The sequence below is a fragment of the Arthrobacter sp. PGP41 genome, assembly GCF_002953935.1.
Classification (GTDB): domain Bacteria; phylum Actinomycetota; class Actinomycetes; order Actinomycetales; family Micrococcaceae; genus Arthrobacter.
This window is the reverse complement of record NZ_CP026514.1, coordinates 3,051,837-3,066,806: the sequence shown is the minus strand read 5'-3', so window position 1 is coordinate 3,066,806 and position 14,970 is coordinate 3,051,837. Positions and strand designations below refer to the sequence as shown.

Annotated in this window: 9 protein-coding genes; 6 read left to right on the top strand and 3 right to left on the bottom strand. The window is 66.6% G+C overall.

Features of this window, described 5'->3' with window-relative positions:
• Window positions 1-27: 27 nt before the first annotated feature.
• The 5 genes from glgX (at window position 28) to C3B78_RS13920 (ending at window position 8,766) form a co-directional block, all read left to right on the top strand.
• Window positions 28-2,283, top strand: a complete 2,256-nt coding sequence (gene glgX, locus C3B78_RS13940) for a glycogen debranching protein GlgX (RefSeq protein WP_104998599.1) — start codon at window positions 28-30, stop codon at window positions 2,281-2,283.
• The gene (gene treY, locus C3B78_RS13935) at window positions 2,280-4,607 is read left to right on the top strand and encodes a malto-oligosyltrehalose synthase (RefSeq protein WP_104998598.1); all 2,328 of its coding nucleotides are present in this window, start codon (window positions 2,280-2,282) and stop codon (window positions 4,605-4,607) included. The genes glgX and treY overlap by 4 nt, the downstream gene beginning before the upstream one ends.
• Window positions 4,604-6,373: a malto-oligosyltrehalose trehalohydrolase gene (gene treZ, locus C3B78_RS13930; RefSeq protein ID WP_104998597.1), complete on the top strand. Its 1,770-nt coding sequence runs from the start codon at window positions 4,604-4,606 to the stop codon at window positions 6,371-6,373. The genes treY and treZ overlap by 4 nt, the downstream gene beginning before the upstream one ends.
• Window positions 6,374-6,475: 102 nt before the next feature.
• Window positions 6,476-7,516: an L-glyceraldehyde 3-phosphate reductase gene (gene mgrA, locus C3B78_RS13925; RefSeq protein WP_104998596.1), complete on the top strand. Its 1,041-nt coding sequence runs from the start codon at window positions 6,476-6,478 to the stop codon at window positions 7,514-7,516.
• A 164-nt stretch (window positions 7,517-7,680) separates the two neighbouring features.
• Complete coding sequence (locus tag C3B78_RS13920) at window positions 7,681-8,766, top strand: inositol-3-phosphate synthase (RefSeq protein WP_104998595.1); 1,086 nt, start codon at window positions 7,681-7,683, stop codon at window positions 8,764-8,766.
• A 497-nt stretch (window positions 8,767-9,263) separates the two neighbouring features.
• On the opposite strand, the gene C3B78_RS13910 is transcribed toward C3B78_RS13920, so the two are convergent.
• The 3 genes from C3B78_RS13910 to C3B78_RS13900 form a co-directional block, all read right to left on the bottom strand.
• Complete coding sequence (locus C3B78_RS13910) at window positions 9,264-10,940, bottom strand: formate--tetrahydrofolate ligase (RefSeq protein WP_104999801.1); 1,677 nt, start codon at window positions 10,938-10,940, stop codon at window positions 9,264-9,266.
• 55 nt (window positions 10,941-10,995) lie between these two features.
• Window positions 10,996-12,261, bottom strand: a complete 1,266-nt coding sequence (mshA, locus tag C3B78_RS13905) for a D-inositol-3-phosphate glycosyltransferase (RefSeq protein WP_104998594.1) — start codon at window positions 12,259-12,261, stop codon at window positions 10,996-10,998.
• Between the two features lie 75 nt (window positions 12,262-12,336).
• On the bottom strand, window positions 12,337-13,797 hold the full coding sequence (locus C3B78_RS13900; RefSeq protein WP_104998593.1) for a family 4 glycosyl hydrolase: 1,461 nt from the start codon (window positions 13,795-13,797) through the stop codon (window positions 12,337-12,339).
• Between the two features lie 69 nt (window positions 13,798-13,866).
• Here C3B78_RS13900 and C3B78_RS13895 point away from each other — a divergent pair, with 69 nt between their 5' ends.
• A complete protein-coding gene (locus C3B78_RS13895; protein ID WP_104998592.1) occupies window positions 13,867-14,958 on the top strand; it encodes a carbohydrate kinase family protein in 1,092 nt (363 codons plus the stop codon).
• The last annotated feature ends 12 nt before the right edge of the window (window positions 14,959-14,970 follow it).

Here is a 14,970-nt window from a genome sequence, read left to right as displayed (position 1 = left end):
TGCTGCCGAATCACAAAGAGGAGCATTATGGAAGTCTGGCCTGGATCGGCTTATCCCCTTGGCGCCACCTATAACGGAACCGGCACCAACTTTGCCCTGTTCAGCGAACGAGCAGAAAAAGTCGAACTTTGCCTCTTCGACGACGACGGCAAGGAAACCCGCATTACCCTGGACGAGGTGGACGGGTACGTCTGGCACTGCTACATCCCGCAGGTCCAGCCGGGCCAGAAGTACGGCTACCGGGTCCACGGCCCGTACGACCCCGCGTCGGGCAACCGTTTCAACCCCAACAAGCTCCTGCTGGACCCCTATGCCAAGGCCGTGCACGGCCAGGTGGACTGGGACCCGTCCCTGTTCACGTACAACCTGGGCGAGCCGGACTCCATCAACAACGAGGACTCCGCCAGCCACATGATGATGGGCGTGGTCATCAACCCCTTCTTCGACTGGGACGGCGACCAGAACCTCCGGATTCCCTACCACCAGTCCGTCATCTACGAAGCCCACGTCAAGGGCCTCACCCAGCTCCACCCGGAAATCCCCGAGGAACAGCGCGGAACCTACGCCGGCGTGGCGCATCCCGCCGTCATCTCCCACCTGCAGAAGCTCGGCGTCACCGCCATCGAACTGATGCCCGTACACCAGTTCGTCAATGACGGCACGCTCCAGGACAAGGGCCTGAACAACTACTGGGGCTACAACACCATCGGCTTCTTCGCGCCGCAGAACACCTACAGCTCCACTGGTGATACCGGCCAGCAGGTCCAGGACTTCAAGGCCATGGTCCGTTCCCTGCACAAAGCGGGCATCGAGGTCATCCTGGACGTGGTGTACAACCACACCGCGGAAGGTAACCACCTGGGCCCCACGCTGTCCTTCAAGGGCATCGACAACGCCGCCTACTACCGTTTGATGGAGGGCGACGAGAAGCACTACATGGACTACACAGGCACCGGCAACTCCCTCAACGTCCGCCAGCCGCACTCCCTGCAACTGCTGATGGATTCGCTGCGCTACTGGGTCACCGAGATGCACGTGGACGGCTTCCGCTTCGACCTCGCCTCCACCCTGGCCCGCGAGTTCTACGACGTTGACAAGCTGTCCACCTTCTTCGAACTCATCCAGCAGGACCCGGTAGTCTCCCAGGTGAAGCTCATCGCCGAGCCCTGGGACGTTGGTCCCGGCGGCTACCAGGTGGGCAACTTCCCGCCGCAGTGGACCGAATGGAACGGCAAATACCGCGACACCGTGCGGGACTTCTGGCGCGGCGAGCCCGCCACGCTCGGCGAATTCGCCTCCCGCATCACCGGTTCCGCGGACCTGTACGAGCACTCCGGCCGCCGGCCGGTGGCCTCCATCAACTTCGTCACCGCGCATGACGGCTTCACGCTGGCGGACCTGGTGTCCTACAACGAGAAGCACAACGACGCCAACGGCGAGGGCAACAACGACGGCGAATCCCACAACAGGTCCTGGAACTGTGGCGTCGAAGGTCCCACCGATGACCCTGAAGTCCTTGGCCTGCGCGCCCGCCAGCAGCGGAACTTCATTGCCTCGCTCCTGCTGTCCCAGGGTGTTCCCATGCTCCTGCACGGTGACGAAATGGGGCGCACCCAGAAGGGCAACAACAACGGCTACTGCCAGGACTCCGAGCTGACCTGGATCAACTGGGACACCGTCGACCAGCCACTGATCGAGTTCACGGCAGCGGTCAACGCGCTGCGGGCCAAGCACCCCACCTTCCGCCGCAGCCGGTTCTTCGACGGACGGCCCGTGCTGCGGGGCGAGGGCGAACGGCTGCCGGACATCGTATGGCTGGACCCGTCCGGCGAGACTATGAAACCGGAAGCATGGGACAGCGGATTCGGCCGGTCCGTGGGCGTCTTCCTGAACGGGGACGGCATTCAGGGCAAGGACAGCCGCGGCCGGAGGATCACCGACGTGAACTTCCTGCTGTACTTCAACGCCCACGATGACACCGTCAAATTCACCCTGCCTGCGGACGAATACGCACCGGCCTGGGACGTCATCATTGATACCGCCGGGCAGAACGCGGACACCAAGCCGGTCAACGCGGGGGAGTCGCTGCCGGTGGAAGCAAAGTCCCTGGTGGTCCTGCGTGCCCATCAAGTCGAGGAAGTTGAACCTGACCACTCCGTGGCCGCATCCCTGGCGGCGCTGACCCAGACCTCCACCAGCGAAACCGAATCGCTCACAACGCCCATGGTGGCCGAGCCCGGGAAGACCACCAAGGTGGGCTCACGGAAGTCTTCCAAAAAATGAGGGTGCCCGCATCCACGTACCGCCTGCAGATCCGCAGCAGCTTCACCCTGTTTGATGCTGCCGAAAAGGTGCCGTACCTGAAATCCCTCGGGGTGGACTGGGTGTATCTTTCGCCCATCCTGACGGCGGAGCAGGGCTCGGACCACGGCTATGACGTCACCGATCCCTCCGCCGTGGATCCGGCGCGGGGTGGCCCCGAGGGGCTGGTGGCGCTGTCCAAGGCCGCGCGCCAACATGGCATGGGCGTTCTGGTGGACATTGTGCCCAACCATGTGGGCGTCGCAACGCCGGCCCGGAACCCGTGGTGGTGGTCGCTGCTGAAAGAGGGGCAGGGATCACCGTATGCCGAAGCCTTCGACGTCGAGTGGGAGCTTGCCGGCGGTAAAATCCGGCTGCCCATGCTGGGCTCGGACGGGGACCTGGACAAGCTGGAGATCAAGGACGGCGAACTCCGCTACTACGACCACCGCTTCCCGCTCGCCGAGGGCACGTACTCCGACGGCGACTCGCCGCAGGAGGTGCACAGCCGCCAGCACTACGAACTGATGGACTGGCGCCGCGCGGACGCGGAGCTCAACTACCGGCGTTTCTTCGCGGTCACCACGCTCGCGGGGATCCGGGTGGAGACTCCGCGCGTGTTCGAGGAAGCCCATGCCGAGGTGGGCCGCTGGTTCCATGAGGGCCTGGTGGACGGCCTGCGCGTGGACCACCCTGACGGGCTGGCAGATCCGGTGGGATACCTGCGCTGGCTGAAGGACCTCACGGGCGGCGCTTACGTCCTGGTCGAGAAGATCCTCGAACCGGGCGAGGTCCTGCCCAGCGAGTTCGCGTGTGAAGGAACCACCGGGTACGACGCCCTGGCCGACGTGGACCGGGTGTTCGTGGACCCGGCCGGAGAGCAGGCGCTGGACGCCTTGGACGCGAACCTCAGGAACTCTCCTGCCCCGGCGGACTATGCCGGGATGATCCGGGGCACCAAGCGCATGATCGCGGACGGCATCCTGCGGTCCGAGGTCCTGCGCCTGGCCCGGCTGGTTCCCGAGTCCCACGGGCTTACCGTGGAACAGGCAGCTGACGCCATCGCCGAGATCATTGCCGCGTTCCCGGTATACCGGACCTACCTGCCCACCGGCGCGGAGATCCTCAAGGAGGCGTGCGAGTCCGCCGCTGCCTCCCGGCCCGAGCTCGAGGTCGCCGTGGGAACGCTGCTGCCGCTGCTGCTGGATCCCGCGAATCCCATCGCCGTCCGGTTCCAGCAGACCTCCGGCATGGTGATGGCCAAGGGCGTGGAGGACACTGCGTTCTACCGCTACACCCGACTGGGCACGCTGACGGAGGTGGGGGCCGAACCGACTGAGTTCTCGGTGTCGGTTGAGGAGTTCCACCACAGGATGCTTCGCCGCCAGCAGGAACTGCCACTGTCGATGACCACGCTGTCCACGCATGACACCAAGCGCAGCGAGGACGCCCGGGCACGGATCTCGGTCATCGCTGAACTTCCCCGGGAGTGGGCGGACACCCTGGACGCGCTGCGTGAACTTGCCCCGATCCCGGACGGCCCGTACGAGAACCTGCTCTGGCAGGCGGTCGTCGGAGCGTGGCCCGCCAGCCGGGAACGGCTCCAGGGTTATGCCGAAAAGGCCGCCCGCGAAGCCGGCAACTCCACCACCTGGACGGATCCGGACGGGGACTTCGAGTCCTCCGTCAAGGCAGCCGTGGACGCAGCCTTCGACGACGCCCGCGTCACCAAGGTGGTGGAGGACTTCGTGGCACGGATCGACTCCTGCGCCGCCTCCAACTCCGTGTCCGCCAAGCTGGTCCAACTGACCATGCCGGGCGTCCCGGACGTGTACCAGGGCAGCGAATTCTGGGAACGGTCCCTGACCGACCCCGACAACCGGCGGCCCGTGGACTTCGCGCGCCGGCAGGAGGAGCTGGCAAAGCTCGACGCCGGCTCCTTGCCTGAGGCGGGCACGGAAACCAGCAAGCTCCTGGCCACCTCCCGGGCACTCCGCCTCCGCCGCGACCGGCCCGAACTGTTCCAGGGCTACAGCCCCGTGACCGCCACAGGTTCCGCGGCAGCGCACCTGCTCGCCTTCCAGCGCGGGAGCGGCGGCGCCCTGGGCGCCCTGACACTGGCCACTCGGCTGCCCGCCGGGCTGGCGGCCAACGGCGGCTGGCGGGACACCGCCGTCGAGCTTCCCGTAGCCATGCGGGATGCCCTGACCGGCGCCGGTTACGGGCCGGGCGCCGTTTCGGTGGCGGATGTCCTGGGTACCTACCCCGTGGCTTTGCTGGTACCGGTGGATGGAGAACAGGGATGACCCTCAAGAATGTTGGACCGGAGCGTTTCGATGTCTGGGCCCCGGAGGCCACGTCGGTAACCCTGCTCGCGGACGGCCGCCAGTACCCCATGGTGAAAAAGGAGGCGGCGCCCGGCTCGGAGGGCTGGTGGACCGCTCCCGAGGCACCGGGCGAGGGCGACGTGGACTACGGGTACCTGCTGGACGGGGACGGCCACCCGCTGCCGGATCCCCGGTCGCGGCGGCTGCCTGCCGGAGTGCATGAGCTCTCCAGGACCTTCAACCCCGCCGCCCATGCCTGGCAGGACGGCGGCTGGAAGGGCAAGGAACTGCAGGGCTCGGTCATCTACGAACTCCACGTGGGAACCTTCACGCCTGAGGGAACCCTGGAAGCCGCCGCCGCAAAGCTGGGCTATCTGGCGGACCTCGGCGTCGACTTCGTTGAGCTTCTGCCCGTCAACGGCTTCAACGGAACCCACAACTGGGGGTACGACGGCGTGCAGTGGTACGCGGTCCACGAAGGATACGGCGGGCCGGCGGCCTACCAGCGGTTCGTGGACGCGGCCCATGCTGCCGGCATTGGGGTCATCCAGGACGTGGTGTACAACCACCTCGGTCCCAGCGGGAACTATCTGTCCAGGTTCGGCCCGTACCTGAAACAGGGCGACGCCAACACGTGGGGCGACTCGGTGAACCTGGACGGCCCAGGCTCGGACGTGGTGCGCGAGTACATCCTGGACAACCTGGCGCTGTGGCTCCGCGACTACCACGTGGACGGGCTCCGGCTGGATGCGGTGCACGCGCTGCGCGATGAGCGGGCCGTGCACATCCTGGAGGAGTTCGGTGCGCTGGGCGATGCCCTCTCGGCCGAAACGGGGCTGCCGAAAACCCTGATTGCGGAATCGGACCTGAACAACCCACGCCTTCTGTATCCCCGGGACGCCAACGGCTACGGGCTGGCCGGGCAGTGGAGCGACGACTTCCACCACGCGGTGCACGTGAGCGTCAGCGGCGAAACCACCGGGTACTACTCAGACTTCCAGTCGCTGGGGGTGCTGGCGAAGGTCCTCAAGGACGGCTTCCTGCACGACGGCAGCTACTCCAGCTTCCGCGGGCGGCACCATGGCCGGCCCATCGATGCCAGCCTGGTGCACCCTGCAGCGCTGGTTGTCTGTAGCCAGAACCATGACCAGATCGGCAACCGCGCCACAGGGGACCGGTTGTCCCAGTCGCTGTCCCACGGGCAGCTGGCCGTGGCCGCGGTCCTCACGCTGACCTCGCCGTTCACTCCCATGCTGTTCATGGGCGAGGAGTTCGCGGCGAGCACCCCCTGGCAGTTCTTCACCTCCCACCCTGAGCCTGACCTCGGCAAGGCCACTGCGGAAGGCCGGATCAAGGAGTTCGAGCGCATGGGGTGGGATCCCGCCGTCGTTCCTGATCCGCAGGGCCCGGAAACCTTCCGCCGGTCCAAGCTGAACTGGGACGAGGCCGCCCGGGGTGACCACGCGCGGCTCCTGGAGCTTTACCGCTCCCTCACGGCATTGCGCCGGGAGCACGCGGAACTTGCCGGGCTTGGCTTTGGCGGGACCGATGTGACGTTCGACGACGACGCGGGCTGGCTGCGCTTCCGGCGGGGGAGCGTTGAGGTGCTGCTGAATCTGTCGGACGCCAAGGTCCGGCTGGAGGACGTTCCCGGTGCGCTCCTGCTGGCAACGGATGAGGCTATCGCCCTTGAGGGAGAGTCATTGGCCCTGGCGCCTTGGAGTGCGGCCATTGTGAAATCCTGATCCCTGGTCAGGCAACGATTGCGCCGCGGGCTGATGTCAGCCCGCGGCGTAACTTTTGCTCCCTGCGCTGTAGCGTCCGTCACAACTGGCAGGATGGAACGCATGACTTATTCAGCCGCGGAAAACCGCTATGAATCCATGCCCTACCGCCGCGTCGGCCGCAGCGGCCTGAAGCTCCCGGCCATTTCGCTTGGCCTCTGGCACAACTTCGGGGACGACAAGCGCTTTGACGAACAGCGGGCCATCCTCCGCCGCGCCTTCGACCTCGGCGTGAACCACTTCGACCTCGCCAACAACTACGGACCGCCGGCCGGATCCGCGGAGACGAACTTCGGCCGGCACCTCGCGGATGACTTCAAGCCCTACCGGGACGAACTCGTCATCTCCACCAAGGCGGGCTACTATATGTGGCCCGGCCCCTACGGGGAATGGGGATCCCGCAAGTACCTCATTTCCAGCCTTGACCAGTCGCTGCAGCGCATGGGCCTGGATTACGTGGACATCTTCTACAGCCACCGGCCGGACCCGGAAACGCCCATGGAAGAGACCATGGCTGCGTTGGACTACGCCGTCCGTTCGGGCAGGGCGCTCTACGCAGGCATCTCCTCCTACACCCCCGAGCAGACCATCGAGGCTGCCCGTATCCTGAAGGAGCTGGGCACCCCGCTGTTGATCCACCAGCCCAGCTACTCCATGTTGAACCGCTGGACAGAGAACGGTTCGCCCAATCTCTATGAGGCGCTGGACCAGGTGGGTGCAGGCTCCATCGCCTTCTCGCCGCTGGCACAAGGGATGCTTACCGACCGCTATCTCAAGGGCGTCCCCGCAGATTCCCGGGCTGCTCAGCGCAAATCCCTGCGGGAAAGCATGATCAACGACGAAAACCTGGACCGCGTGCGCGGACTCAACCGGATCGCCGAGGGCCGCGGGCAATCCCTGGCCCAGATGGCCGTCGCATGGATCCTGCGGGACCAGCCGAAGGGCTCGCCAGTCACGTCCGCCCTCATCGGCGCCTCAAGCGTCCGCCAGCTGGAGGACACATTGTCCGCCATCAACAACCTCGAATTTACCGCGGACGAGATCAACGCCATCGACGAGTTCGCGGTTGAGTCCGACATCAACCTCTGGAAGCAACCCGTCTGACCCGCCGGCCGTCATATCCACAGAGTGGGACACGGGAAGAGGCCCTTGTCCCACTCTGTTGGTTACTATGAAAACGCGCCGCTTGGCGCAGGGCCTGCCGCGCCGCCGTCGACCTTTGTTCGACGCGAACCCGGCGGGCTGACGTTTGTCCTCAAAGGAGTTCCGTGTCTTCACATCCGATTCGTGTTGCAATCGTTGGCGTAGGAAACTGTGCCGCTTCGCTGGTCCAGGGCGTCCACTACTACAAGGACGCAGACCCCAAGGCCACGATCCCGGGCCTGATGCATGTTGAGTTCGGCAAGTACCACGTGGGTGACGTTGAGTTCGCCGCCGCGTTCGACGTCGACGGCAAGAAGGTCGGCGTTGACCTTGCCGACGCGATCCTGGCCAGCGAAAACAACACCATCAAGATCGCGGACGTGCCGCCCACCGGCGTCACCGTCCAGCGCGGCCACACCCTGGACGGCCTCGGCAAGTACTACCTCGAGACCATCGAGCAGTCCACTGAAGAGCCCGTGGATGTCGTGCAGGTGCTCAAGGACGCCAAGGTTGACGTCATGGTCTGCTACCTGCCCGTTGGCTCGCAGGAGGCAGCCGAGTTCTACGCCCAGTGCGCCATCGACGCCGGCGTCGGCTTCGTCAACGCCCTGCCCGTCTTCATCGCCGGGACGAAGGAGTGGGCGGACAAGTTCACCGCCGCCGGCGTTCCGATCGTGGGCGACGACATCAAGAGCCAGATCGGTGCCACCATCACGCACCGCGTGATGGCCAAGCTCTTCGAAGACCGCGGTGTCACCCTGGACCGCACCTACCAGCTGAACGTCGGCGGCAACATGGACTTCAAGAACATGCTCGAGCGCGACCGCCTGGAATCCAAGAAGATCTCCAAGACCCAGGCCGTGACGTCCAACGTCGAGGCCGAACTGGCTGCGAAGGACGTGCACATCGGCCCGTCGGACTACGTGCAGTGGCTCGACGACCGCAAGTGGGCGTTTGTCCGCCTTGAGGGCCGTAACTTCGGCGACGCGCCTGTGTCGCTCGAGTACAAGCTGGAGGTCTGGGACTCACCCAACTCCGCGGGCGTGATCATCGACGCCATCCGGGCCGCCAAGATCGGCCTGGACCGCGGCATCGGCGGCCCACTGCTGTCGGCTTCGAGCTACTTCATGAAGTCGCCGCCGGAGCAGTTCAACGACGACCTCGCCCGCGAAAAGGTCGAGGCCTTCATACGCGGAGACCTTGAGCGCTAATCCTTAAGTCTGGCTGCCCACCCCTGGGATCCTCTCTCACTTAATGTCGGTTTCTGGCCGATCCTCTCTCACTTAATGTGGGCTTCCACGCGGCGCTCTCTCACTTCGGTGCGGGAGCGCCGCGCTTTAACCCTGGTATTGGCGGATGGCGTGGCTGGCCTGCGAGTGCCAGTAGATTGAGCAGAAGCTGGCTTTGCATATGCATGCCGACGGCGGCAGTGAGTATGAGCCTGTCGGTGCTCTCCGGCGCGGTCGTCGCGGCAATGTCGGGTCCGGCGAGCACGGCAGTGATCTTCGTTTCGCTGAAGCGGGACGCCGGACAGGCCAGCTGCGCGTACCGTTCTTACCGCCAAGCGGCGGCCTCAAGAGTCCCCGGCTCAGCAGAAGTGCGAGGGGATCGCCGGAAAACCCACGTTAAGTGAGAGAGCGTCTGTAAAAAGCCAACATTAAGTGAGAGAGGATCGCAGGAAAGCGCACATTAAGTGAGAGAGGGTGCGCTAGGCGAGGCCCACGGGGTTGCCGTCGGCGTCCACGTCCATCCTCATGGCAGCCGGCGCGGCAGGCAGGCCGGGCATTGTCATCACCGCTCCGGTCAGCGCGACGATGAACCCCGCACCGGTCTTGGGCAGGAGGTCCCGCACGTGGATGGTGAAGCCCTTGGGCGCTCCGAGGCGGGAGGCGTCGTCCGTAAAGGAGTACTGGGTCTTGGCCATGCACACCGGCAGCCCGCCCCATCCGTTCCGCTCGATGTCCGCCAGCCGCTTCAGGGCAGGAACGGAGAAATCCACGCCGTCAGCCCCGTAGATCTCCTGGGCGATGGTCCGTATTTTGTCCTCCACCGGCAGTTCCAGGGGGTACAGGTGCCGGAAGCTGTTGGGCCGGGCAGCCACCCGGGCCACGAGGGCGGCAAGTTCGTCACCGCCGTCGCCGCCGCCGCCGTGCCCCCACACGTCGGCTACGGCGGCCGGTACGCCCTCCGCAGCGCACCACGCCAGCAGCCAGTCAAGTTCCCCGGCCGAATCGGACGCAAACCTGTTGATGGCCACCACGGGTGGAACCCCGAACTTCTCCACGTTCCGGACGTGCCTGCGCAGGTTGGCCACGCCCGCCTCAAGGGCGGCGATGTCCGGTTCCGTGAGCTTGTCCTTGGCAACACCGCCCTGCATCTTCAAAGCCCGCACGGTTGCCACCACCACAACTGCCGAGGGCGCCAGGCCACCGGTCCGTGCCTTGATGTCCATGAATTTCTCGGCACCAAGGTCGGCGCCGAAACCTGCCTCGGTGACCACGATGTCCGCCAGGCGCCGGGCCGTCTGGGTGGCAATCAGCGAGTTGCAGCCGTGGGCGATGTTGGCGAACGGACCGCCGTGGACCAGGGCGGGGGTGCCGGCGATGGTCTGCACCAGGTTGGGCTTGATGGCTTCCTTCAGCAGCAGCGTCAGCGCGCCCTGCACGCCCAGGTCCGCAACCGTGACGGGGGAGCGGTCAAAGGTGTAGCCGAACGTGATCCGGCCCAGCCGGGACCGGAGGTCTGCCAGGTCCGTGGCCAGGCAGAACACCGCCATGATTTCGGATGCAACAGTGATATCGAACCCGTCCTGGCGCGGAATCCCCTGGGTGGGCCCGCCCAGCCCGATGACAACTTCCCGCAGGGCGCGGTCATTCATGTCCAGGACCCGTTTGAATGTCATGCGCCGGGGGTCGATGTTGAGCTCGTTGCCCTGGTAGATGTGGTTGTCCACCAGCGCCATCAGGGCATTGTTGGCAGCTGTCACTGCATGGAAATCGCCGGTGAAGTGGAGGTTGATTTCGTCCATCGGCAGCACCTGGGAGTAACCGCCGCCGGTGGCGCCGCCCTTCATGCCCAGGACGGGTCCCAGCGACGGCTCACGGAGCGCAATCATCACCTTGTGCCCCGCCCGGGCCAGGGAATCCGCGAGCCCCACCGTGGTGGTGGACTTCCCCTCCCCGGCGGGGGTGGGTGACATCGCGGAGACCAGCACCACCTTCCCGGCAGGGGCCGGAGCCTGCAGCCGCGCGGGGTCGATCTTCGCCTTGTAGCGCCCGTACTGCTCCAGGGCGTCAGCGTTGATGCCGGCAGCCGCGGCGATATCCTCGATGGGCCGGATCCGTGCCGTCCTGGCGATCTCCAGGTCACTTGGGGTGGAAGGCATCATTGTCCTTTGTTCGGCGGGGCCGGTGGGGTTTCGGTTTCCGTGGAGGGCGCGGTCATGAGGCCGGAAAGGCCTGCACGAGCCTGCTCCCCGAGTAACGGTCGACGGCGGCATGGTAGCTTTCGAGCGTGATGGCGGCGGTGCGGGCCCATCCGGAGTTCTGGGCGCGGATGCCGGCGGCCCGCCCCATGTCCTCGCGGGTAGCGGGATCGTCATAAAGGGCCTCAAGTGCGTCCGCCCAGTCGGCGGCGTGGTGCCCGTCCACCAGCAGTCCGGTCCTGCCGTGGAAGATCGCGCGCGACAGCCCGCCCACGCGCGTGGCCACAACCGGGGTTCCGCAGGCCTGCGCTTCGAGCGCCACCAACCCGAAAGACTCGCTGAAGGAAGGCATCACCACTACGTCCGCCGCCCTGAACCACGCCGCAAGCTCCGGTGCCTTGACCGGCGGAAGCTGCGTGACGACGTCGTCCATGGCCGCCTCGGAGACCAGGCGGCGGAGGTTGAATTCCTTGTTACCGCTCAGCGAGCCAAGGATGGTGACCTGGAGGTCGATGTCCGGGCGGCGCTGCCGGAGCAGCGCGGCGGCCCTGACCAGGACCTGGGGCCCCTTCAGCCGCTGGATGCGGCCGGCGAAAACGAGGTGAAACGTCCCGGGACGGATGCCCCGTTCCGCCCGGGACCGTGCCCGGAAGGCAGGCGTGAAGGTGCTGAGGTCCACGCCGGGCGGGGCAATGTCGATCCGCTCGTACGTGGCACCGTAATGGGAAACCAGTTCGGCGGCCTCGGCGCTGGTATTGGCAATCAGCCGGGCCGCGCCGTCCACGATCCGGTGTTCGCCCAGCTCCCGCCGCCGCGGCTCCGGCTGCTCGCCCGATTCCAGCAGCAGGTTCTTGACCTTGGCCATGGTGTGCATGGTGTGGACCAACGGCACGCCCCAGAGTTCGGACAGCTCCAGCCCTGCGATTCCGGAGACCCAGTAGTGCGAATGGATCACGTCGTAGCGCCCGTGCGGCTGGCGGCGGCGGATCTGCTCGATCTCGGCAACCATGCTGTGCAGCAGGCCCGGAAGCTCTTCCTTGGGAATCTTCTTAAGGGGCCCGGCCAGGACGTTATGGACGCAGACGCCGGGATCGGGATGCTCGACGGCGGGCTGGTGGGTCGAGGTGGACCTGGTGAAGATCTCCACCTCAACTCCTGCCTCGGCCAATGCGGACGCGAGTTCGCGGATGTAGACGTTCATCCCGCCGGCGTCGCCGGCGCCCGGCTGCTCCATGGGGGAGGTGTGGAGGGAGAGCAAAGCGACCCTGCGGATCAGTGCCATGGGACCTCCTTCCGGCCACCGGCGTGTCCTGGCAGCGCCGGTAGTGTGCGCATCCGATAAAACACTACTCCTCCCTTAGTGCCCGCCACGGCGCCACAGGTCCGCGAGCGCAGGGAACTCCCGCTCGTAGCCCGCCAGCAGTTGCACGCCTAGCTCCCGGGAATCCACCAGTGGGTGGTGCGTAAACGCTTCGAGGGCCGCGTCCCGGTCACCGTCCGCGGCCGCCCGCACCGTCAGCCGCTCCACCTCCTTCACCCGCCGGAGGAGTGCCAGCTGCGGCTCCGGGGGAGCCTGCTGGGCCAGCGGTACCGCGCCGTCCTTGGTCACCGTGCAGGGAACTTCGACGACGGCGTCCGCCGGCAGTCCGGGAATCGCCGGTTCCGGGGCGGCTGGCTGAGCGGTGGTTGGCCCGGCGGTGCCTGTTCCTGCGGTGGCTGGCCCGGCGGTGGCTGGCCCGGCGGTGTCCTGCCCGCCGGGGAGGGAGTTGCGGGTGTTGAGGATCAGCTGAGTGCCGCCTCCTCCTGACAGGGCATGCATCGCGGCGAGGGCAACCTGCTCGTAGCCGCCGCCCGCCAGATCGGACTCCTCCCGCTGCCCGCCTTCACTGCGGGCCTCCGCCAGGTAGCCCTCCTCGCGGGACCGGCGCGCCTCTTGCCACAGCCGGAAGGCATCGGCGCCCGCCGCGGCCAGCCGTGGATAGAGCTCCTGCTGCTGGCTGTGGATGGATTCTCCGCGGGTCCGGGCCATGGCGCGCATCGCCGTCCGCGCAGCATCCTGCCGGTAGTAGTAATACAGGTATTCGTTGGGCAGCGCTCCAAGGCCGGCAAGGAACGGCTGCGGGAAAAGCCGGCCCTCCTCGAAGGAGCCCAGCACACGCGGGTTCCGGAGCAGCTCCGGCAGCAGGTCCCGCCCGCCGGACTCCAGCCGGTAGAGCCAGCCCAGGTGGTTGAGCCCGTAGTAGCCCACGCCGTCGAGCCTTCCTTCCGGAAGCGCCGCGCCCGCCGCCCGCGCAGCCCGCTGCACCAGGGCCCCTGCGGAGTCGCAGATGCCGATCACCTTCCGGCCCAGCACGGGCAGCAGCGCCTCCGTGACCATGCCCGCGGGGTTGGTGAAGTTGATCAGCCAGGCATCCGGGCAATGCACCCTCATCAGCAGGGCAAGGCGGAGCATGTGCGGGATGGTCCGCAGGGCGTAGGAAATCCCGCCTGGGCCGGTCGTTTCCTGCCCCAGCAGGCCAAGGTCCTGAGCCACTTTTTCGTCCGCCACCCGTCCTGCCGTCCCGCCGGGCCGGATCGCGGCGAACACCATTCCGGCACCTGCCAGCGCCTCCGGAAGGTCAGTGGTGGAATGGATGGGAAGGCGTGCACCGGGCGCTTCCGGCATGCTGCGGAGAACAGCGGTGATTGCCTCGAGGCGGGCGGGGTCGACGTCGTACAGCACGAGGTCGCTGACCATCCCGGCGAAGCGGCCGGAGGCCAGTGCCCGGTATATCAGCGGCACCCGGAAACCCCCGCCGCCGGCAATAAGAAGCCGCATAACCAGCAGTCTAGGCCCGCGCCCGGCAGGCCCCTACCGGATGTCTGCGGCAGGGCGTAGTGTGCGGACATGGACGCGATCCCAGCCCGCCCTTTCGACCCCCTGGCAGCTGTCCGCCCGCCCTCAACCCCCGGATTCGATGTGCTGTTGGCCGGAACAGTTTTCCAGGACATCATTTTCACAGGCCTTCCGCACGCGCCGGAGCCCGGCACCGAAATCTGGAGCGACGGCATGGGCAGCTGCCCCGGCGGGGTTGCCAACCAGGCCATCGCCGCGGCGCGGCTGGGGCTGAAGACAGGACTGGCCGCCGCGTTTGGGGACGACGGCTACGGAGACTTCAACTGGAAGATCCTGTCCGGGCAGGAGCACGTGGACCTCTCCTTGTCGCGAAAAGTGCCGGGCTGGCACTCACCCGTGACGGTCTCCCTGTGCGTGGAGAAGGACCGGTCGATGGTGACCCACGGCCACGCCGCGCCCATCACCTCCTCAGAGCTGATCGGGGACCCGCCGCCCGCCCTCGCAGGCATCGCGGAAGTGGGCAGGGAGATTGAGCCGTGGGCCAAGGCAGCGCACCACGCGGGGGTCAAGCTGTTCGGCGACGTCGGTTGGGACCCCAGCGGAGAATGGGCGCCTGCCCGGCTGGACAACCTGCAATACTTCCACGCCTTCCTCCCCAACCAGCGCGAGGCCATGGCCTTCACCGGGAAGGATGATCCCTGGACCGCCCTCTATGCCCTGGCGGACCGGGTCCCCGTAGCGGTGGTAACGCTCGGGGCGCAGGGCGCCATGGCCGTGGACTCCGAAACGGGGGAGGAGGAATGGGTGCCGTCGCTTCCGGTCAAGGCATACGATCCCACGGGCGCGGGAGACTGTTTCGACGCCGCGTTTATCGTCGGCAGCCTGGCAGGCTGGCCGCTGGGCAACAGGCTGCGTTTTGCCAACCTCTGCGCCTCGCTGGCGGTGCAGGAGGTGGGCGGATCGTTGGCCGCCCCCGGCTGGGGCGATATTGCCGACTGGTGGAAGCGCGCAAACGCCCGTCCCGAGCGCCAGACAAGCCAATGGCTGCGGCGTTTTGGCTTCCTCGCCGATATCATCCAGGACGTCCCGCTCGCCGCCCAGCGTAGGGCTTCGGCAACCATCGCCCACCTCTCGGACGCCTGACGGATTATTCGG